Origin of the sequence: Pseudomonas sp. NBRC 111139 (assembly GCF_001753955.1) — a bacterium.
In the GTDB taxonomy this organism is placed as follows: Bacteria; Pseudomonadota; Gammaproteobacteria; order Pseudomonadales; family Pseudomonadaceae; genus Aquipseudomonas; species Aquipseudomonas alloputida.
The window spans coordinates 1-19,460 of record NZ_BCBP01000019.1; the positions used below are offsets into that span (position 1 = coordinate 1).

Below are 19,460 nucleotides of genomic sequence, written 5' to 3' on the forward strand. Positions count from 1 at the left end.
GGTGGTGGCCAGCCATGGCTACCTGCCCGCGCAGTTTCTCAACCCCCGGGTGAACCTACGCAGTGATGGCTACAACGGTGACCTGGATCAGCGCCTGAGGTTCTTGCGCGAAGTGCTGGCCGCGGTGCGCGCCGCCACCGATGAGCAGTTCATCATTGGCCTGCGCATCAGCGCTGACGAGCGCGACAGCCAGGGCCTGAGCGAAGACGAGTCACTGGCTGCTGCCGTGGCCTTGCAGGGCCAACTCGACTACCTGCATATCGTCGCCGGTACCTCGGCCTCGCTGGGTGGCGCGGTCCATATCGTGCCACCAATGGCCATCGAACCGGCGTACCTGGCCCGCGAGGCTGGCACCTTCAAGCAACAGCTGGCTATCCCCCTGTTCGTCACCGGGCGCATCAACCAGCCCCAGGAAGCCGAGCTGATCCTGGCCCGCGGCCAGGCTGATGTGTGCGGCATGACCCGGGCGCTGATCTGCGATCCGTCGATGCCAGGCAAGACCGAACGCGGCCAGGTCGAAGACGTGCGCGCCTGCATCGCCTGCAACCAGGCATGCATCGGCCATTTCCATCGTGGTTTGCCCATTTCCTGCATCCAGCGCCCGGAAACCGGGCGTGAGTTGCAGTATGGGCACCTCACGCCCACTTCCTCGCCCAAGCGCATAATGGTCGCCGGCGGCGGGCCTGCCGGCATGAAGGCCGCCGCCGTGGCCGCCGCGCGCGGGCACCAGGTCACGCTGTACGAGGCGGGCCCGCAGCTCGGTGGGCAGGTGCTGCTGGCCCAGCTACTGCCAAGGCGTAGCGAGTTCGGTGGCGCCAGCACCAACCTTCAACGGGAAATGGCCCTGGCAGGTGTAGAAGTGGTGCGCAACACCCGGGTCGACCGCGCACTGGTCGAACGTGAGCGCCCTGATCTGGTCATTGCCGCTACCGGCGCCACACCCTACTGGCCGGCGTTCGAGCGTACCGGCGAGCTTCAGGTAGTGGACGCCTGGCAAGTGCTGCGCAATGAGGTGAAACCGGGGCGTTCGGTGCTGGTGATCGACTGGCGCTGTGACTGGATAGGCCCCGGTATCGCCGAACGCCTGGTGCGCGAAGGCCATCAGGTCCAGTTGGCGGTCAACGGCACTCATTGCGGCGAGAGCCTGCCGCTTTATGTACGTGACCAACTGGCCGGCGAGCTGCATCGCCTGGGTATCCCTGTCACCCCATACGCACGCCTGTATGGCAGCGACGACAACACGGTGTATTTGCAGCACACCGCCAGCGGCGATCCGATGATCTTCGAAGGCATCGACACCCTGGTGCTGTGCATGGGGCATCTACCGCAAGACCACCTGGCCACTGAACTGGCAGGTGTGGTGGACGTACGGCGGATTGGCGACTGCCTGGCGCCGCGCACGGCCGAAGAAGCGATTCACGATGGCCTGATGGTTGCCTGGGCACTCTGAGGCTGTACATACTGCGGCTTTTGCGATGGACCGACGCGCATGAGCCAACCCTCCCAGCCCCCCGCCAGCGAACCCGGGGGCGCCGCGCCGCAGTTCCTCGGCACCCGCATCCGCGGCCTGCGCAAGCGCCGCGGCATGACCTTGGCGGAGCTGGCCGCACACAGTGAACTGACCGCAGGCTACATCAGCCAGCTGGAGCGCAACCTCTCCTACCCGTCGATCCCGGCGCTGTTCAATATCGCCCGCAGCCTGGGCGTGACCATCCAGTGGTTCTTCGCCAGCGAAGCCACCACCGCGCCCGAAGACCAAGGCTATGTGGTGCGGCGCAACAGCCGCCTGAGCGTGCATTACGAAGATGGCATCGTTGATCAACTGCTCACTCCCCAGCCCAACCGCCAGCTGGAGATGCTGCACTCACGTTTCCCGCCAGGTACTTACAGCCAGCAAAGCTACAGCCATGACGGCGAAGAAGCCGGTTACCTGCTCAGCGGCACGTTTGAGCTGTGGGTAGGCGAGCGGCATTTCCAGCTGAGTGAAGGCGACAGCTTCAGCTTCTCGAGCCAGGAGCCCCATCGCTACGGCAACCCCGGTGAAGTGGATGCCGTGGTGATCTGGGTGATCACACCGCCAACATTCTGAAGCACTCCGGCAAGCACTGGTAACGCCGTTGACCGGCAATACGGTCTACCTTGTCCACCGAACTTCAAAGGAGCACAACCATGAAGCAGATCCTGATCATTGGTGCGGGCTTTGCCGGCCTGTGGAGCGCACTCAGCGCCATCCGCCAGCTTGACCTCAACGGCAGCAAGGACGTCGAGGTCACCTTGCTCGCGCCCCAGGCTGAACTGCATGTGCGTCCGCGCTTCTACGAGCCAGACGCGCATACCCTGGCCGCCCCCCTGCAGGCGCTGTTCGACGCTGTCAATGTCCGTTTCGTGCAGGGCACGGCATACCACATCGATGAAGCGGCCCGCCGCGTGGGCTATCGCACCCGCAGCGGCACTCGCTGCACCCTGCCCTATGACCGTCTGATCATGGCCTGCGGCAGTGAGCTTGAGCGCCCTGACATGGACGGCATCGAGCATGCCTTCGACGTCGACAAGCTCCACAGCGCCGCACGCCTGGAAACCCACCTGAAGTCACTGGCCAGCCTGCCGAACACGCCGGCACGCAATACTGTGGTAGTAGCCGGGGGCGGTTTTACCGGCATCGAGACGGCCACCGAACTGCCGGCCCGCTTGCGCGCGATACTGGGTGAAGACGCCGCGTTGCGCGTAGTGGTAATCGACCGCGGCGCCAGGATTGGCGCAGCCCTGGGTGACGGCATCCGCCCAGCCATCGAGCAGGCATGCGAGGCCCTGGGCGTGGAGTGGGTTTGCGGTGCCACGGTGGTTTCGATAGACCCTGCCGGTGTACAGCTGGACAACGGCCAGCGTATCGACGCCAGCACGGTGGTCTGGACGGTTGGCTTCAAGGCCAACCCGCTCACCGAACAGATCAGCGGCGAGCGCGACAACCGCGGCCGCTTGCATGTCGATGGCAACCTGAAGGTCAAGGGCAATGATGCCGTGTATGCCGCGGGAGACGTGGCTTATGCCACCTGTGACGCGCTTGGCAACCCTGCAATGATGTCGTGCCAGCATGCGATTCCGCTGGGGCGCCACGCAGGCAACAATGCCGCGGCCGAGCTGATTGGCGTGGCACCGATGGCTTACAGCCAGCCCAAGTACGTGACCTGCCTGGACCTGGGGGCTTGGGGTGCGGTGTATACCGAAGGATGGGACCGTGAGGTTTCGCCACCGGAGGACAAGGCCGAAGCCAAGGCGCTGAAGCGCCAGATCAATTCAGTGTGGATTTATCCGCCAGCGGCTGACCGTGCAGCAGCCTTGGCAGCCGCTGATCCGCTTATTCCGGTAGCCTGAACGCTTCTACGGGTTGGAGTGGCCTTGTCCCTCGACAGGGCCACGCTTGCAACCAACCGCTCCCTTGATCAGGCAGCCGCAAACAGCTCGTTGGCAATCTGCGCCTGTGCAGCATCGATCGCCTGGCTGCGCTGCTCCGGGCCATAGGCCAGGCCGTGGGCCCGGACGATTTCCAGGTCGGTAATACCAATGAAGCCCAGGAACACTTTCAGGAAGTCTTCATGCCCGGCGCCAGTCGGCTGGCCAGCGTGCAGGCCACCCGCAGTGGAAACCAGCACCACTTTCTTGTTGCCGCACAGGCCTTGCGGGCCGGCTTCGGTGTAGCTGAAGGTCTTGCCGGCGACGGCCACACGGTCAATCCAGGCTTTTAGCTGGGTCGGCACGGTGAAGTTGTACATTGGCGCGCCAATCACCACAGCATCGGCAGCCAGAAACTCTTCGAGCGTCTCGGCGCTCAGCTTGGCTTCGAAAGCCTGGGCCGCGTCGCGTACGTCTTCAGGGGTGCCTGCAGCGACCAGGGTGGCGGCGGAGAAGTGGGCAATGGCATCGGCAGCCAGGTCGCGGTAAACCACCTCAACGCTTGGGTCTGCAGCCTTCCAGGCTTCGACCACTTCGCGGCTCAGCTGACGCGAGGCGGAATTGTCGCCCAGGATGCTCGAATCGATGTGCAACAGTTTCATGGGACTCTCCTGTGAGTGAAGACCGCATCTGTGGGCGATCACGATGGGGAGAATCCTATCGAAGTGATCAATAGCTGATAAGTAAGCAAAAATGCGTTAGTTTGTCCCACATATGGAACAGTGAGACATGCCCATGCAAGACCTCAACGACCTCTTCTACTTCGCGCGCGTCGTCGAAGCCGGCGGATTCGCCGCCGCCGGGCGCCAGCTGGGTATCCCCAAGTCGCGCCTGTCGCGGCGTATCGCCGAGCTCGAAGAGCGCCTGGGCACACGCCTGTTGCAGCGCACCACACGGCAACTCAAGCTCACCGCAGTAGGTGAACGTTACTTGCATCATTGTCAGGCCATGCTGCTGGAGGCCGAAGCCGCCGACGAAACCGTGGCCAGCATGAGCAGTGAACCGCGCGGGCGTTTGCGGGTTTCCTGCCCGGTGGCACTGGCACACGCCTTCCTGCCGGATGTGATCAGCCGCTTTCTCGAGCAGTACCCGCTGGTGCAACTGGACATGGTATTGCTCAACCGCCGGGTCGACCTGATTTCCGAAGGCATTGACGTAGCGTTGCGCGTACGCGACCTGGGCGACGAAGACCCGGCCCTGGTCACCCGCCGCCTGCGCCAGGCACAAATGCAACTGGTGGCTGCACCCGGTTTTGCCGACCACATTCGCGAACCGGGCGAGCTGGCATCATTGCCCGTGCTGGGCGCAGCCGAAGCGGACCGGCTGGTACACTTCCGCCTGTTCGGCCCCCATGGCAAGCAGCAGGAAATAGCGCTGGAGCCACGCTTGGCGATCGATGATTTCGTAGTACGTAACGCTGCTGTACGTGCCGGGCTGGGGTTCACTGCGCTGCCCAGCATGTTCTGTGAAGAGGAACTGGAACGCGGCGAACTGGTGCGCCTGCTGCCAGACTGGTCGCTGCCGGGTGGCTACCTGCAGGCGGTTTACCCACACCGGCGCGGCCTGCTGCCTGCGGTCCGAGTGTGGATCGATCACCTGGCGGCGTCATTCGAGGCTTGTGGAGAGCGGTATGTCTGAACGGAAGATGAGCGAGGCCCAGGTGGCGGCATTCTGTCTGAGCCTGCCGGGGGCGCGGGAAGACTACAAATGGGGCGGCATCCGAGTGTTTTCGGTGGCAGAAAACAAGATGTTCGCGGTGCTCGACCTGGCGGGTGCCGGGTTGTCGTTCAAGGTAGCCGACGAGCTGTTTCTGGGTTATTGCGATCGCCCCGGGATACGGCCGGCGCCTTACCTGGCGCGGGCGCGATGGGTCAGCATGGCGCCGCCCTACCCCATGGGGCGTGATGAACTGTGTGATGTGTTGCAGCGGTCGCACCAGCTGGTCGTGCGTCGGTTGCCCAAGCGGTTGCAGGCGGGGTTGGTCATGTGATCTACCTGTACCGGCCCTTTCGCGGCATTACCCGCAAAGAGGCCGGCACAACTGCACATCAACCAAGGGGCAGATAACGCCCGTCAAGAAACAGCCAGTCTGCCCAGAACACCTGGTGCAGCAGCACAATCCCCCAGCACACCAACTGGAACGACACCTTGCGGGTCTTGTGCCGAAACAGCTGCTGCGCCAACAGCGCCCCCGGCCAACCACCGAGCAACTCGCTGGCATGCAGCACTTTCTCGGGTGTACGCCAGGCCTGTTTACGTGCCTGCTGCTTGTCCTGCCAATACAGCAACAGGCTGATCAGGCTCATGGCCGGGTACAACGCCAACGGCCACCAGGCCTGATCGTTCCAGGCCATGCGCGCCGCCCCCAGGCCGGGCAACAGGCAAAGCACGCCCAACAGCAGCAGCTTCAGGCGCACATTGCGCACGCCTTCAGCCCGTTGCCCACGCAGCGCCTCAGCCATGTGCCGTGGACCAGTCAACCCAACCGAACTGCCAGGTCGCCAGAATGAACAGGCCGAACACAATGCGATACCAGGCAAATGCCGCGTAGCTATGGTTGGCAATGAACTTGAGCAACGCCCGTACGGCAATCATGGCGAAGATGAACGAGGTCACGAAGCCGAGCGCGAACACCGGCAGATCGCCGGGCTGGAACAAGTCACGGTATTTATAGCCCGAATATACCGCCGCACCGACCATTGTCGGCATTGCCAGGAAGAACGAGAACTCGGTCGCTGCCTTGCGCGACAGGCCGAACAGCAGGCCACCGATAATGGTCGAACCGGAGCGCGACGTGCCCGGGATCATCGCCAGGCACTGGATGAAGCCTATTTTCAGCGCATGGCTCCAGCGCATGTCGTCCACATGGTCCACCTGCACGCGGTGCTCACGGCGCTCGGCCCAGAGCATGATGACGCCCCCCACCACCAAAGCCGCCGCCACGGTGACGGGGTTGAACAGGTATTCGTGAATAAGGTCGGCGAACAGCACACCCAGGACCACCGCCGGCATGAACGCCAGCAGCAGGTTGCCCGTGAATCGGCGCGCCTTGGGCTGGTGGGTCAGGCCGAAGACCACTTCGAAAATCTTGCTGCGAAACTCCCACACCACCGCCAGGATCGCCGCCAGCTGAATGATGATGTTAAAAGCCATGGCCCGTTCGCCGCCAAAACCGATCAGGTCGGCGACGATAATCTGGTGACCGGTACTGGAGATCGGTAGAAACTCCGTCAGCCCTTCGACCACGCCTAAGATGATTGCCTGGAAGGCAGTCCAAAAATCCATCATTCCCCCGGATGGAGCGCTGCTTGTCGCAGGCCCCTTGTTCTTGATTTGCTTGAAATTGCCTTACACGGCCCGGCTGTTTTACAGCGACTGTTGGGCGCAACGCCAGCGGAAAAGTTCATGCCTGTTAAAGGTTTCATCTTGCGCGGCCGAAATCCTGACAGAGCCCCTTGGCAATTGCTTTACCCGACCCGTTGCAGACTATCACCAACATAGCACTTAGCCATTAGTCGGGTGTGGGCTCGCTGCAAAGCATGCTTCGATGCACCTCAATAAAAAGAACAATGCGGGAGCTGATGGATGAACACTCTGAGATCGATGTCAATCAGTCAGCGCCTGTGGCTGATCCTTGTGGTGGCAGTGGCCATGCTGGTGGTACTGGGCCTGCTGATGCTGCGGCAGATCCATGGCGACCTGTACCAGGCCAAGGCGGAGAAAACCCGCCATGTGGTGCAAACCGCCGCGGGTGTGCTGGCCTATTACCAAGGCCTGGAAGCTGCCGGCACGCTCAGCCGCGAAGCCGCCCAGCAACAGGCGCTGCAGGTAGTGCGCGCGCTGCGCTACGACCATGACGACTATTTCTGGATCAACGACCTGGGGCCGAAGATGATCATGCATCCGGCCAACCCCAAGCTCGACGGCCAGGACCTTTCCGCCATCCGCGACCCCGATGGTTTCGCCGTGTTCAACGAAATGGTCGCCCTTGCCCGCCAGCAGGACGCCGGCCCGGTCAACTATCGCTGGCCCAAGCCCGGCGCCAATGAACCGGTAGCCAAGACCTCGTATATTCAGTTGTTCAAGCCGTGGGGCTGGATCATCGGTTCGGGCGTGTACGTCGATGACGTGCAGGCCGAATTCGCTCGCCAGTTGCGCGACGCTTCGCTGGTTGGCGTGGGCATTGCCCTGCTGATGGCGCTGGTGGTCATGCTGATCGCCCGCAGCATCGCCCGCCCGCTGCAGGAAGCGGTGCAGGCGATGGGCAACATCGCCAGCGGCGAAAGCGACCTGACCCGGCGCCTGGACACCCATGGCAGCGACGAGATCACCCACCTGGGCGAGCACTTCAACCGCTTCAACGGCAAACTGCAAGGTGTCGTCGGCCAACTGCAAGGCGCGGCCCACGCATTGGCCCAGTCCGCCGGGCACGTCGGTGACAATGCGGGTGCCGCACAACAGCGCAGTGCCCAGCAATCGTTGCAGATGGACCAGGTGGCCACTGCAGTCAATGAGGTGACCTACGCCGTGCAGGACGTGGCCAAGACCGCTGAACAGGCCGCCGGAGAGATGCGGACGGCACAACAACAGGTGACGCACGGCCAGCAGGCCATCCACGGCAGCCTGGCGCAGATCGACCGCCTGTCGCTGACCATCGATGAGGCCGTACAGGTAATCCGCGACCTGGCCGGCCACAGCACGCGCATCGGCGGCGTGCTGGACGTGATTCGTTCCATTGCCGAACAGACCAACCTGCTGGCGCTGAATGCCGCCATCGAGGCTGCACGGGCTGGCGAGCAAGGCCGAGGCTTTGCCGTGGTCGCCGACGAGGTGCGCCTGCTGGCCCAGCGTACAGCACAATCGACGGCCGAGATTCATACCATGATCGAGCACCTGCAGAGTCAGTCGGACGCTGCGGTCAAGGCCATAGACACCAGCAGCGAGGCATCGCGCCAGACTGTCGAACAAGCCCGCGAGGCCGGCGCCAGCCTGGACGCCATCAACCAGGTGCTGAACAACCTCACCGCATTGAATGCCTCCATTGCCAGCGCTACCTTGCAGCAGTCGCATGTGGTCGAAGAGATCAACCGCAATGTGCTGGATACTGCCGGGTTGTCGCAGCAGACCGCCGATGCGGCGCGTCAGTCCAGCGATGCCGGGGTGGCATTGGGGCGGTTGAGCGAAGAGCTGGAGCAGTTGTTGCGGCAGTTCCGGGTCTGAGAACAAGCCCTTTGTGGGAGCGGGCATGCCTGCTCCCGCAGGTATCGAGTGACCTTCAAGCCTGCGCTGCACCTGTGGGAGCAACTGTCTTGCTCAATTTCTGAAAGCTGGCGCGATCCGAGTGGGAGCGTGTAGCCCGCTGAAGGTCAGTGATGATACGCGTCATCTTCACCGGCAAAGCTGATTGACACACCACTGGATGGGTGGAGGGGAAGCAGAGTGACCAGGATGCGGCGGGGCGCTGGTAATCAAGGCGCCGCCGATCCTTTGTGGGCATGCCCGCGAAGGCAGCAACGCGGTGGATGGCACCGGCGCTGCCGGTGTTCGCGGGCAAACCCGCTCCTACAACCGGCTGCGCCCTACACCTTCCCCGGCCGACCCGCTACAATCTCGCCCCTTCCCCGTAGCCTCCAAGGATCGCCGATGTCCGGCCTTGAACTCATTGCCGCCCTCCTCGGCGTAACCGCTGTCTGGCTCACGGTCAAGCAGAACGCCTGGTGCTGGCCAATTGGCCTGGTCATGGTGCTGATTTATGGCTGGCTGTTCTACGAGGTAAAGCTGTACTCGGGCATGTTGCTGCAAGTGACCTACGCCATCCTGCAACTGTACGGCTGGTGGCAATGGAAGCGCCCCGGCCACGCTGAAGACGCCCGTCAGGTCTCCCGCCTGCAACGCCCGGCACTGTTCACCGGCCTGGCCACCGGGGTGCTGCTGAGCGCCGCCCTGGGCACGGCCATGGCCAACTGGACCGATGCCGCCCTGCCCTGGCTGGATGCCACCCTGACCGGATTCAGCCTGGTAGCGCAACTGTGGATGGCGCAGAAACGCCTGCAGTGCTGGCCACTGTGGGTGGTGGTCGACATCATCTATGTGGGCCAATACCTGCATCAGCAGTTGTATTTCACCGCAGGCTTCTTCGCCGTGCTCACCCTCATTGCTGTACGCGGCTGGCTGGAATGGCGCCGCGACCCGGCGTTGGTACAGCCATGAGTGCGCAGCAAGCAATGAAAGTGCTGGTACTGTGCGGCCCAGAATCCAGTGGCAAAAGCTGGCTTAGCGGGGTGATCCAGGCACATTTTGGTGGCGTGGTGGTGGGCGAGTACGTGCGCCATTTCATCGACCAGCAATGCCGTGACACCTGCTACGCCGATATTCCCGCCATCGCCCGCGGGCAACTGGCATGGGAGGACCGTGCGCGTGAGCAGGCACCCCCACTGCTAATTCTGGACACCCACCTGCTGAGCAACATGCTCTGGAGCCAGGCACTGTTCGACGACTGCCCAACCTGGCTGGAAGAGGCACTGCTGGCACGGCGTTACGACCTGCACCTGTTGCTCAGCCCGCAAGGGGTGGACTGGATTGCCGATGGTCAGCGTTGCCAACCCGACCTCAGCGATCGTCAGCGTTTTTTCGACGACAGCCAGGCGTGGCTGACACGGCACAACCAGCCGCACCAAATACTTGATGGCAATTGGCCGCAGCGCCAATTGCTGGCCTTGCAATCGGTTGCTATGCTACTTGGTAGCGATGCGCCATCATGCCCAACCGAGTGTTAAACCACTGACACACCCCGTTGGGGCAAAGCCCCCGAAATTGCGGGGCTTCCCCCTGTCCTGGGTGCAGTGTCAAGCCTGTGAAACACACCTGCAAAAACCCTTCCAATCAAGGCCACAGCTGCCTTTGCCGGCAACGCTCGAAGCAAGCTGTTTCAAGCCTGAGACAGCATGCGTCGCACTTTGTCAGCCTCTTGCCCTAACTATCTGATCTAAAACAGATTCTAAAAAGCGGCACACCTTCTGCTCTGTCGTTCGCATCGCTGAACAGGGCCAGCGCTCAAAGAAGGAGTTGCCGTCGTGAGGAAACGTGACAAACGCCTCTATCACCTATTACTGGTGGGTTGTGTACTGGGGTCACTCAGCCTGACGGCTCAGGCGGACAAGGGGATCATCATCATCAAGCGCGATGTGCAGGTGCGCAACGCGACCATCCCCCCTCTGATCCCAGACCCGAGCCCTACCACCGTCAATGCCAACCCTTCTGCCCACGTGCTCAAGCAAACCAACGAGCTGAGCGATGGCGACTTCGCCGGCATCAGCAGCGGTGCAGGCATCAGCAACCTGGTCACCCAGCAGACCAACAACCTGGGTGGCAACCTCGGCAACCAGAACCAGCTTCCCAACTTGGCGGGCGGACGCGGCACGGGGTCGGGTAACGGTATCTCGAACATGGTCAACTCGAGCGTGCAGCGTGGCCTCGCGCCGCTGCAGATTCTGACCGGCGGGGGCAAGTGAGATGAAGCGCACACTGCTGATGCTGGCCGCCCTTTGCACTGCACCGGCCTTTGCGCAATCCCTGGTTCCCGTCATCAACAACGCCGATATCGACAGCTCAGGCAGCCGCTATCAGGGCAACCTCTCTGTCAACCAGGCCGCTGGCGACAAACAGCAGCAAGTCAATGCGCGCGCCATCGCCGTCGGCCCCGAAGCCAATGCAAGCACCCAGATCCGGCAACGGCTCGACACGCCCGCCGACCCCGCGATGGACGCCCGCTCAACCATCCAGGGCAACGCTTTCAGCAACGGCAGCGGTGCCCTGGGGGTCAACCAGAGCGCAGGTGCCAACACCCAGCAAGCCAACGCACTGAACATCAGCATTGGTGCACAACCGCAAAGCATCGACGACAGCGTCCTCATGCAGCAGAACGTGGCGCTGATCAACAACTCCGGAGCAACTGACATTCCAGCAGGCTATCGCCAGGTCACCACCAGTGACCAGGCCTTCACCGGTAGCCGAGGGGTGATCCAGTTGAACCAGAGTGCCGGGGTGGGAAACCGAATGGCCAACACCTTGAGCATCCGGGTCGCGGATTGACCCTGCAGTTAAGAACGACACTTAACCTAATAGCGTACGGAGAATCACCATGAAACCCTCGATGGCAATCAAGCCTCTGGTTTTCGCAATTGCTGCGGTCATGGCTGTTGCTGTACAAGCTGGGCAAAATGATCGGCGTAATGACCACCATAACGGCCACCACAACAATGGTCATCACACGCCTCCACCCACCAAGATCCCTGTGTATGCAACGGCCAATGCCTGGGACACCCAAACCAGCACTGGCAACCGCATCTCCAATGAAGGCACCATCAACGAAGCCGAGATGAGTGACTCTGGCACCGGCTCCAGCGGCAACGTTGGCATAAACGTGGCCGCCGGTAACGGCAACCAGCAAGATAACGCCGCTGCCATTGCCAACGCAGGCTCCGACTCGAGCCTGGACAACAGCTTCGTGTTCGGCATGGCCAGTGCCACAGCTGACGTTGTGCAAACCAGCAGAAACAACCGGGTCGACAACTATTCGACCCAGTCTTCGGCTGTGATGAGCGGCTCGGCCAGCGGGGCTGAGGGCAACATTGGCATCAACGTTGCCGGTGGCGACCTCAACCAGCAGAAAAACACCATGGCCATCGCCAACACCGGTGCCCCGCTGGGTAACGCCACTGCCACGGCTTCAGCCAATCAGGACGGCCCAGGCCTGATTGTAAACAACAGCGCCGACCGCACCTATCGGGTGGATACGATTACCATCACCAAATCGGCCAGCGGTTCAAGCTCGAAGGAAGGTAGCTTCAACTCGACCGACGACCGCAGCTCGTCTTCGAGCTTCAGCGTCGCCGGTGCGCAAAGCGCCAGTTCCAGCGGCTCCAGTGGCTGGAACTCCAGCGGCTCGCAATCCAGCAATGCCAGCGGCTCCAACAGTTCGAGCGCAAGTGGCTCGAGCGGCTGGGGTGCCAGTGGCTCTGCCAGCGGCAGCCACAGCGCCTCGAGCAGCGCCAGCCTGGCAGCTTCGCTGGACGCTGCAGCCAACGCCACGCGTACCTTTACCACCGATGATGGCCGTCGCGAGCGCACCCGCTCCAGCACCTTCGATGGTTCGCTGAGCGCGTCGCTGGATGTGTCGGTCGACAAGTCGCACGAAAGTGCATACGACTCGTCGTTCGAGAAAGCATTCGACTCCAACTACGACAAGTCGCATCAATCGGCGTATGACAAGTCCAAAGAATCTTCGTACACCAAGTCTCACGACTCTTCGTACGAGAATGCTTCGGCGTCTGAGTTCTCGAAGTCTGGCGAGCAATCAAAACAATCCTCGAACGACGTTTCGAAGAGCTACAGCGAAAGCAGCGCCTACGACTTGAGCAATACTGTGTCCTTCCAAGTGCTGACCCCGACCGGCTGGGCCAACCCAGTTACCAACACTGCAACCCTTAGCGGTTCGGTGAACGGTGGCAGCGGTAACCTGGGCGTGAACGTAGCAGCCGGTGTGGGCAACCAGCAAAGCAACTCGCTGGCCATCTCCAACACTTCGTTCTGACCGCTGTGCTTGAGGCCCCCTTCGGGGGGCCTTTCTTCAACACACCCTAAGGCATCCGATCATGCGTATTTTCGCCTTGGCGTTTTTGCTGTGCCTGGCCAGCGTGAGCGAAGCTGCACAAATGCCGCTGTCCGTCCTGCCGGGCGGCGCTGTGGTGTTCAAACCGATCCAGAGCTTGCGTGAACGCAAGTTCGCCGACCTGGTGCAACAAAAGACCGACTTCAGCTGCGGCGCCGCCGCGCTGGCGACCATCCTGCGCCAGGCGTACTGGCTGGATGTGGACGAACATCAGATCATCGAAGGCATGCTGGCCCACGCCGACCAGGACCTTGTGCGTACGCAAGGCTTCTCGATGCTCGACATGAAGCGCTACGTCGAAAGCCTCGGGATGCGTGCCCGCGGTTACCGGGTGGCGCCTGAAACCCTGCACAGCGTACGCATTCCTGTCGTGGTGCTGATGGATGTGCGCGGCTACAAGCACTTCGTGGTCATGCAGAAAGTCGACAAAGGTTGGGTGTACATCGGTGATCCGGTGCTGGGCCACAGGCGATACAAGGTCGACGATTTCCTCAAGGGCTGGAACGGCATCATCTTCGCGGTGATCGGCCAGGGTTACGACAAGAACAACATCCTGCTCGACCCGCCCCTGCCACTGACCGCCAAGGGCCGGGTGAACAACTTCACCCCCGTGCAGGACTCAGAGCTGCTGGACTTCGGCTTCATCAGAAGCGACTTCTTCTAACGACTGTTCTAATGACAAGGAGCATGAGGCTCCAGGGAGCATTTCATGAAGACTTCATTGTGGTTGGCCATCGCCTGCCTGGCAGCCAGCCTGCCCAGTCACGCAGAGGCGTTGAAACCCATCGAACTGAAGGACCAGGAGCTGGCCAACCTGCGGGGCCGCTATGTGATGCCCGGACGAATCGTGAGCTTCGGCATTGTCATGTCCAGCACCTGGCAAAATGCAAAAGGGGATGTGATCGGGGCAACGTCCACGCTGCAGGTTCAGCAATCGACCATCAAACCCCAGTTCTATGTATCGATGATCGATAGAAAAGGCGCAGGTACGGCGCCGAGCAGCGCGTCTGCAGCCGGGACTGGCGTGGTAACGGGCGGCAACGGCCTGACCACCACCGAAGGTGTGACCCAGGTGGTCCGTGCAGCCGGTGACAACAACGCCGCTTACAACAACGTCGACATCAACGTGACCAAAGCCAACCAGGCCCCCGCTGCACAACAGCAAGGCCAGGTACTGGCCGCCGGTCAGACCCTGGTCGGGGAAAATGGCGCCGGCGCGCTCAGTGTCTCCTCAAGCGGTGTGGGCGTGCAGCTCAACATCAATGCCAGCAACAACCAGGGCAGCAGCGTACAACGCCTGGCCCAAGGTGGCCTGTTGCAGAACTCGACGCTGCTTGGCAACGGCAACCTGGTCAACAACGTCACCACCCTGAACGTTGTCATGCGCGAGAGCGTGCCGACAGCGGCTTCCCTCAACGGTAGCCTCGACCAGCTCAAAGGTCTTCGCACCTTCGGATACTGATCTACGCTCAGTCTCATCAAAAGTAGTTGGAAGGGACGGCAACTCCATGTACCGATCTTTTACGCTCAGAGCTTTTGTGTGCTTGACTACCTTGGCCCCCGCCACCGCACTTTACGCAGCCGCCGACCCACAAGTCGAAGCGCTGAAACAGGAACTGATTGAACTCAAACGCCGCTATGAGGCACAGCAACAGGCGCTGATGGTGCTGGAGCAACGTGTGCGCCAGGTCGAGGAGGCCCCTGCTGCCGCGCAACCCAAACGCTTGGTCAAGTCTCCGGCCGAGGGGGTGAAAGGTGCGCAGACCGTCGCCTCTGGCGCACCGGGCACTACAGGAAGCTCCTACGGCCAGGCGCTGACAGCCGATTCCGAGCCGGCGCAAAGCGTTTCCAACCTGTATGACGAAGCCAGCGGATTCTTCGGCGGGGGCAAGTTCAGCTTCGAAACCGGCGTCACCTATACCCATTACGATACCCGTGCGCTGACCCTCAATGGCTTTCTGGCCCTGGACTCGATCTTCCTCGGCAGCATCAACCTCGACCGGATCAAGGCTGACAACTGGACCCTGGACATGACCGCGCGCTATAACCTGGCGCAGCGCTGGCAGTTCGATATCAACGTCCCCGTGGTTTACCGCGAATCCACCTACTCGTCTGGCGGTGCGGGGGGAGCCGGGGCAACCACTTCCGATGCCAGCGTGACCCGCGACCCGGAAATCGGCGATATCAACGTTGGGGTGGCCTATAAATTCCTCGACGAGGACGAAACCTGGCCTGACGCAGTGGCCACCCTGCGAATCAAGGCGCCGACCGGTAAAGACCCCTATGGCATCAAACTGCGCGAGGTGGACGGCAACAACAACCTCGCGGTACCGGAAAGCCTACCGACCGGCAACGGTGTATGGTCGATCACACCGGGCATCTCGCTGGTCAAGACCTTCGACCCGGCCGTGCTGTTCGGCAGCCTGTCCTACACCTACAACATGCAAGACTCGTTCAGCGACATCAGTCCACAGGTGAACAGCAAGGTGCCGGGTGACGTCAAGCTTGGCGACTCGTGGCAGATCGGCGGTGGCATCGCCTTTGCCCTGAACGAAAAGATGAGTATGTCGTTCTCGGTATCCGACCAGTTCGCCCGCAAGAGCAAGATCAAACCTGATGGCGGCGACTGGCAATCGATCTCCAACAGTGACTACAACGCCGCCAACTTCAACATCGGCCTGACCTTCGCCGCCACCAACAACCTGACCATCGTGCCCAACCTGTCCATTGGTCTGACCGATGACGCACCTGACTTTTCTTTCAGCCTGAAATTCCCTTATTACTTCTGATAGTTGCCATCGGCCGGGCCTGTGCGAACGGGCCCGGCTTTGGTTACAAGCCTTGTAACCGGCCGCCTTCCCTGCCCAGGCCTGATATCATCAAGCACAGATGCATGACGATTTAATGGCAAAAGGGAAGTTTTTGTGAAGAACCTGTCCGACCACCCAAGCACCCGGCTTGCCACTTTGGCGGCCCTGGTGCTGGTGATCCCACTGGGTACGCGCGCCATGCTGGGTTGGTCCAACCCGTTCGGTTACCTGTCCGATCTCGCCCTCGGCAGCCTGTTGATAGTGCTGCTACACCGCAGGCCGTGGTGGCTGGCGCTGCCCGTGCTGCTGGCCTGGGCGGCGCTGTGGGTGGCCTCGGCCGAACTGGTAAGCGCAGTGGGCCGACTGCCCACCAGCGCCGACCTTAACTACCTGACCGACCCGCAATTCATGGAAAATTCGACCGGTGGCGGCCTGGCCCATGCCTGGCTGCCCTGGGCCCTGGGTGGCGGCTTGCTGGCCTGGCTGGCCTGTGCGTGGCGCAGCCGTGCACGGCGTAACCTGCCACTGCCGCGCAAAGCCTGGGCCATACCCGTACTGCTGTTCGGCGCGCATTGGGGCAGCCAGCAGTGGGTACCTTCCGATGCCGACCAGTGGCGGCAATACAACCTCCCCCACCAATTGATGTCTGCCGGGGTCGGTAACCTGCAACGCCAGGTCGAAGGCTGGATGGGCCGCACGCAACCCTTCACCCCGCTGGCCAGCAGCGGCCTGACTCAATCCGACCTGCATGGGCAAAGGCTGCTTGCCGGCCCTGGAAGCGCCCGCAACTTGCTGGTGATTACCCTGGAAGGCATCCCGGGCGCCTACCTGCAGCCTAACCGCCAGGCGCTGAACAGCCGTTTCAACGACGACTTGATGCCCAAGCTCAGCAAGTGGGCCGAGCGCGGCATGAACACCCCAGACTACGTGCTGCACACCCACCAGACCATCCGTGGCCTGTATGCGATGCTGTGCGGCGATTACGACAAGCTGGCCAACGGCACGCCCAAGGGCGTAGAGCTGCTGACCCAGAACGAACGCAACCAGGCCTGCCTGCCGGCGCAATTGCGCCAGGCCGGCTTCACCACCCACTACCTGCAAGGCGCGGGCCTGCGCTTCATGGCCAAGGACCGCATCATGCCGCACATCGGTTTCGATTCGGTGCATGGCCAGGAGTGGTTCGCCAACAAGAACTACCTGGACTTCCCGTGGGGCAAGGATGACCGCGCCTTCTTCGAAGGTGCCCTGGGCTATGTGGGCCAGCTGCAGAAGCAGGACAAGCCATGGATGCTGACGTTGCTCACCGTGGGCACCCACCAGCCCTATTCGGCGCCAGCCGAGTACCTCGAGCGCTTCGACACACCGAAACAGGCAGCGGTCGCCTACCTGGATGACGCAGTCGGGGCATTTCTTGACAATCTCGAGCGCCAGGGCGTCCTCAAGGACACACTGGTGGTGGTGACTTCCGACGAGTCTCACGGCATCGATGGCGTGCGCCTGGCGTCGTCCTGGGGCTTCAACCTTACCCTGGCGCCGGAGCAAGCCCAGCTGCCAACCATCAAGCGCGGCACCTACGGCCATATCGACCTGGCCACCTCGCTGCTCGACTACTTCGCACTGCCCATTCCTGTGGCGCTTGGCGGTCGCTCGTTGTACCGCGACTACGACAGCGGCCGCGAAATGATCTCCTACACCAACGGCATGCTGCGCTACCACAATGGCCAGGGCCTGTTCACTGAATGTGACTTCCAACAGCGCTGCCGGCGTTATGCCAGTGAGGGCTTTATCGCCGACCAGGCCCGCTACCTCGGGCCGGCCGACAGCTTGCTGGGCCAACAGATCGGCGCATTGGCCGGGGTGCTCGACCAATCCTTGCTGCAAACCCCACTCAACCTGCGTTACCAGTTTGGCGGCCCTTCGCCGATCAAGTTGCGCAAGCGCATTCACGATGACTGGGCCGACAACCTCATTGGCGCACAGTATCTGGAAATGCCCGGAGGCTCGCATACCCGCGTGCGGGTCAAGGTCCGCTCGCTGGACCCTGAACGTGCGGCTTATATCCGGCTCAAGGCCAAGCAGTTGGAACAGGACGTGCCGCTGGGCCTGCCAGAAGAGGTAAAGGTCACTGCCGACGCGCCACTGGAGATGGAGTTCAGCTTCGACAACCCGACCGAGCGCAAGGCGTTTTCCTTCCACTTGCTGGGCTATGGCGGCGGCAAGGTAGAAGTCAGCGACTTCAGCGTGATCACCGCCCTGCCGGGTGAGGATGACGGCGCCGATGAGCTGGCCGAGGGGCATATCGCTCATTCGGGCTAAGCAGGTACCGCTCATCGCCCGGTCACCGGTGCTTGTCGAATCGACCTGGTCGTACTCGACCAAGGTGTGAATCCCCCAGCGAGGAGACAGCACCATGAGCACCCGCGAAAGCAGGCACCCGGTGGTTTCCCGCAGCCAGTGGCTGGCGGCTCGCCAGCAACTGTGGCTGCACGAAAAGGCGTTTACCCACCACCGCGACGCGCTAGCTGCAGCCCGTCGCGCCCTGCCTTGGGTAAAGGTCGAGCAGGATTACCGCTTCTTCGGCCCGAACGGCGCGTTGAGCCTGGCCGACCTGTTCGCAGGCCGCAGCCAGTTGTTGCTTTACCACTTCATGTTCGCCGAGGGTTGGAGCGAGGGCTGCCCCGGCTGCTCTTTTCTGGCCGACCACTTTGACGGCGCCAACCTGCACCTGGCCCACCACGATGTGTCGCTGGTGGCGGTGTCACGGGCCCCGTATGCCGAATTTCAGGCATTTCGCCAGCGCATGGGCTGGCAGTTCCCGTGGTATTCGTCGCATGGCAGCCCCTTCAACGAGGACTTTGGCGTCAGTGTCGGCAGTGAAGGCCAGCGGCAGTACAACTATGAGCCGTATGAGGGCAATGAAAGCGAGCTGCCCGGCTTGAGTGCGTTTTTCCGCGAAGGCGACGGCAGCGTGTACCACACCTACTCAACCTACGCCCGCGGGCTGGACATTCTGGTCAACACCTACAACTTCCTCGACATTGCGCCACTGGGGCGCAATGAAGGTGGGACCATGGACTGGGTGCGGCACCATGACCGCTATGAAGGGCAACCGGACAAGCCTCACTGCTGTCACAAATGATGCAGGCAACACACACCTGTGGGGCAACTGTCTTGATCAACATTCGAAGGCTTGCGCGGTCGCCCCGTAGGAGCGGGTTCACCCGCGAAAGGGCCGGCCCTGCTGGCCAATCTCGACCCGCCGTTCACCGTTGCCGCCGCTACCGTATTCGCGGGTAAACCCGCTCCTACACCTGATCGGGAGTGGACACACATCGGTGATTGGACACAGCCCGTCGTGTAGGAGCGGGTTCACCCGCGAAAGGGCCGGGCCTGCTGGCCAATCTCGACCCACCGTTCACCGTTGCCGCCGCTACCGTATTCGCGGGTAAACCCGCTCCTACACCTGATCGGGAGTGGACACACATCGGTGATTGGACACAGCCCGTCGTGTAGGAGCGGGTTCACCCGCG

At 62.0% G+C, this 19,460-nt stretch carries 19 protein-coding genes; 16 read left to right on the plus strand and 3 right to left on the minus strand.

The genetic code is table 11. From position 1 onward, the window contains the following. The 3 genes from BJQ17_RS04425 to BJQ17_RS04435 form a co-directional block, all read left to right on the plus strand. The coding region (locus BJQ17_RS04425; protein ID WP_070095569.1) for an FAD-dependent oxidoreductase at nucleotides 1-1,450 on the plus strand (1,450 nt) is incomplete at its 5' end. A gap of 39 nt (nucleotides 1,451-1,489) precedes the next feature. Next, nucleotides 1,490-2,089 (plus strand): helix-turn-helix domain-containing protein, encoded by a 600-nt coding sequence (locus BJQ17_RS04430; protein WP_017147667.1) that lies wholly within the window; start codon nucleotides 1,490-1,492, stop codon nucleotides 2,087-2,089. 80 nt (nucleotides 2,090-2,169) lie between these two features. After that, entirely contained in the window at nucleotides 2,170-3,372 is a 1,203-nt protein-coding gene (locus BJQ17_RS04435; protein WP_019751401.1) for an NAD(P)/FAD-dependent oxidoreductase, read from the plus strand. A gap of 68 nt (nucleotides 3,373-3,440) precedes the next feature. Here the strand turns inward: BJQ17_RS04435 and BJQ17_RS04440 are convergent, their stop codons facing one another. Then, entirely contained in the window at nucleotides 3,441-4,052 is a 612-nt protein-coding gene (locus tag BJQ17_RS04440; protein ID WP_003253906.1) for an FMN-dependent NADH-azoreductase, read from the minus strand. Nucleotides 4,053-4,185: 133 nt separating this feature from the next. On the opposite strand from BJQ17_RS04440, the gene BJQ17_RS04445 reads away from it, so the two are divergent. Both BJQ17_RS04445 and BJQ17_RS04450 read left to right on the plus strand, forming a co-directional pair. Then, the gene (locus BJQ17_RS04445; RefSeq protein WP_003253907.1) at nucleotides 4,186-5,088 is read left to right on the plus strand and encodes a LysR substrate-binding domain-containing protein; all 903 of its coding nucleotides are present in this window, start codon (nucleotides 4,186-4,188) and stop codon (nucleotides 5,086-5,088) included. Beyond that, nucleotides 5,081-5,440: an MmcQ/YjbR family DNA-binding protein gene (locus BJQ17_RS04450; protein WP_070095570.1), complete on the plus strand. Its 360-nt coding sequence runs from the start codon at nucleotides 5,081-5,083 to the stop codon at nucleotides 5,438-5,440. The genes BJQ17_RS04445 and BJQ17_RS04450 overlap by 8 nt, the downstream gene beginning before the upstream one ends. Nucleotides 5,441-5,498: 58 nt before the next feature. Here BJQ17_RS04450 and BJQ17_RS04455 read toward each other — a convergent pair whose 3' ends face one another. Beyond that, complete coding sequence (locus BJQ17_RS04455) at nucleotides 5,499-5,912, minus strand: DUF1294 domain-containing protein (RefSeq protein WP_019751400.1); 414 nt, start codon at nucleotides 5,910-5,912, stop codon at nucleotides 5,499-5,501. Then, the gene (locus BJQ17_RS04460) at nucleotides 5,905-6,735 is read right to left on the minus strand and encodes an undecaprenyl-diphosphate phosphatase (protein WP_026031837.1); all 831 of its coding nucleotides are present in this window, start codon (nucleotides 6,733-6,735) and stop codon (nucleotides 5,905-5,907) included. Before BJQ17_RS04460 ends, BJQ17_RS04455 begins: the two co-directional genes overlap by 8 nt. Nucleotides 6,736-7,035: 300 nt before the next feature. On the opposite strand from BJQ17_RS04460, the gene mcpP reads away from it, so the two are divergent. The 11 genes from mcpP (at nucleotide 7,036) to BJQ17_RS04515 (ending at nucleotide 19,069) form a co-directional block, all read left to right on the plus strand. After that, on the plus strand, nucleotides 7,036-8,670 hold the full coding sequence (mcpP, locus tag BJQ17_RS04465) for a methyl-accepting chemotaxis protein McpP (RefSeq protein WP_004577467.1): 1,635 nt from the start codon (nucleotides 7,036-7,038) through the stop codon (nucleotides 8,668-8,670). Nucleotides 8,671-9,093: 423 nt separating this feature from the next. Beyond that, complete coding sequence (gene pnuC, locus BJQ17_RS04470) at nucleotides 9,094-9,660, plus strand: nicotinamide riboside transporter PnuC (RefSeq protein ID WP_070095571.1); 567 nt, start codon at nucleotides 9,094-9,096, stop codon at nucleotides 9,658-9,660. Further along, on the plus strand, nucleotides 9,657-10,226 hold the full coding sequence (locus BJQ17_RS04475; RefSeq protein ID WP_070095572.1) for an AAA family ATPase: 570 nt from the start codon (nucleotides 9,657-9,659) through the stop codon (nucleotides 10,224-10,226). The genes pnuC and BJQ17_RS04475 overlap by 4 nt, the downstream gene beginning before the upstream one ends. 297 nt (nucleotides 10,227-10,523) lie before the next feature. Continuing rightward, nucleotides 10,524-10,961, plus strand: a complete 438-nt coding sequence (locus BJQ17_RS04480) for a hypothetical protein (RefSeq protein WP_003253914.1) — start codon at nucleotides 10,524-10,526, stop codon at nucleotides 10,959-10,961. A gap of 1 nt (nucleotide 10,962) precedes the next feature. Continuing rightward, entirely contained in the window at nucleotides 10,963-11,541 is a 579-nt protein-coding gene (locus tag BJQ17_RS04485; RefSeq protein ID WP_003253915.1) for a hypothetical protein, read from the plus strand. Between the two features lie 49 nt (nucleotides 11,542-11,590). Further along, the gene (locus BJQ17_RS04490; protein WP_003253916.1) at nucleotides 11,591-13,042 is read left to right on the plus strand and encodes a hypothetical protein; all 1,452 of its coding nucleotides are present in this window, start codon (nucleotides 11,591-11,593) and stop codon (nucleotides 13,040-13,042) included. A gap of 61 nt (nucleotides 13,043-13,103) precedes the next feature. Continuing rightward, nucleotides 13,104-13,784 (plus strand): C39 family peptidase, encoded by a 681-nt coding sequence (locus BJQ17_RS04495; RefSeq protein ID WP_003253917.1) that lies wholly within the window; start codon nucleotides 13,104-13,106, stop codon nucleotides 13,782-13,784. Nucleotides 13,785-13,829: 45 nt separating this feature from the next. After that, entirely contained in the window at nucleotides 13,830-14,582 is a 753-nt protein-coding gene (locus tag BJQ17_RS04500; protein ID WP_003253918.1) for a hypothetical protein, read from the plus strand. A gap of 46 nt (nucleotides 14,583-14,628) precedes the next feature. Then, on the plus strand, nucleotides 14,629-15,909 hold the full coding sequence (locus tag BJQ17_RS04505) for a hypothetical protein (protein WP_003253919.1): 1,281 nt from the start codon (nucleotides 14,629-14,631) through the stop codon (nucleotides 15,907-15,909). A 135-nt stretch (nucleotides 15,910-16,044) separates the two neighbouring features. Then, nucleotides 16,045-18,246, plus strand: a complete 2,202-nt coding sequence (locus BJQ17_RS04510) for an LTA synthase family protein (RefSeq protein ID WP_003253920.1) — start codon at nucleotides 16,045-16,047, stop codon at nucleotides 18,244-18,246. Between the two features lie 94 nt (nucleotides 18,247-18,340). Beyond that, complete coding sequence (locus BJQ17_RS04515) at nucleotides 18,341-19,069, plus strand: thioredoxin family protein (RefSeq protein ID WP_019751395.1); 729 nt, start codon at nucleotides 18,341-18,343, stop codon at nucleotides 19,067-19,069. The last annotated feature ends 391 nt before the right edge of the window (nucleotides 19,070-19,460 follow it).

Coding starts and splice junctions, on each gene's coding strand:
- BJQ17_RS04490 (WP_003253916.1), top strand. CDS start 11,591: ATGAAACCCTCGATGGCAATCAAGCCTCTGGTTTTCGCAATTGCTGCG.
- BJQ17_RS04500 (WP_003253918.1), top strand. CDS start 13,830: ATGAAGACTTCATTGTGGTTGGCCATCGCCTGCCTGGCAGCCAGCCTG.
- BJQ17_RS04440 (WP_003253906.1), bottom strand. CDS start 4,052: ATGAAACTGTTGCACATCGATTCGAGCATCCTGGGCGACAATTCCGCC.
- BJQ17_RS04455 (WP_019751400.1), bottom strand. CDS start 5,912: ATGGCTGAGGCGCTGCGTGGGCAACGGGCTGAAGGCGTGCGCAATGTG.
- BJQ17_RS04450 (WP_070095570.1), top strand. CDS start 5,081: ATGTCTGAACGGAAGATGAGCGAGGCCCAGGTGGCGGCATTCTGTCTG.
- BJQ17_RS04435 (WP_019751401.1), top strand. CDS start 2,170: ATGAAGCAGATCCTGATCATTGGTGCGGGCTTTGCCGGCCTGTGGAGC.
- pnuC (WP_070095571.1), top strand. CDS start 9,094: ATGTCCGGCCTTGAACTCATTGCCGCCCTCCTCGGCGTAACCGCTGTC.
- BJQ17_RS04445 (WP_003253907.1), top strand. CDS start 4,186: ATGCAAGACCTCAACGACCTCTTCTACTTCGCGCGCGTCGTCGAAGCC.
- BJQ17_RS04485 (WP_003253915.1), top strand. CDS start 10,963: ATGAAGCGCACACTGCTGATGCTGGCCGCCCTTTGCACTGCACCGGCC.
- BJQ17_RS04430 (WP_017147667.1), top strand. CDS start 1,490: ATGAGCCAACCCTCCCAGCCCCCCGCCAGCGAACCCGGGGGCGCCGCG.
- BJQ17_RS04515 (WP_019751395.1), top strand. CDS start 18,341: ATGAGCACCCGCGAAAGCAGGCACCCGGTGGTTTCCCGCAGCCAGTGG.
- mcpP (WP_004577467.1), top strand. CDS start 7,036: ATGAACACTCTGAGATCGATGTCAATCAGTCAGCGCCTGTGGCTGATC.
- BJQ17_RS04475 (WP_070095572.1), top strand. CDS start 9,657: ATGAGTGCGCAGCAAGCAATGAAAGTGCTGGTACTGTGCGGCCCAGAA.
- BJQ17_RS04495 (WP_003253917.1), top strand. CDS start 13,104: ATGCGTATTTTCGCCTTGGCGTTTTTGCTGTGCCTGGCCAGCGTGAGC.
- BJQ17_RS04460 (WP_026031837.1), bottom strand. CDS start 6,735: ATGGATTTTTGGACTGCCTTCCAGGCAATCATCTTAGGCGTGGTCGAA.
- BJQ17_RS04505 (WP_003253919.1), top strand. CDS start 14,629: ATGTACCGATCTTTTACGCTCAGAGCTTTTGTGTGCTTGACTACCTTG.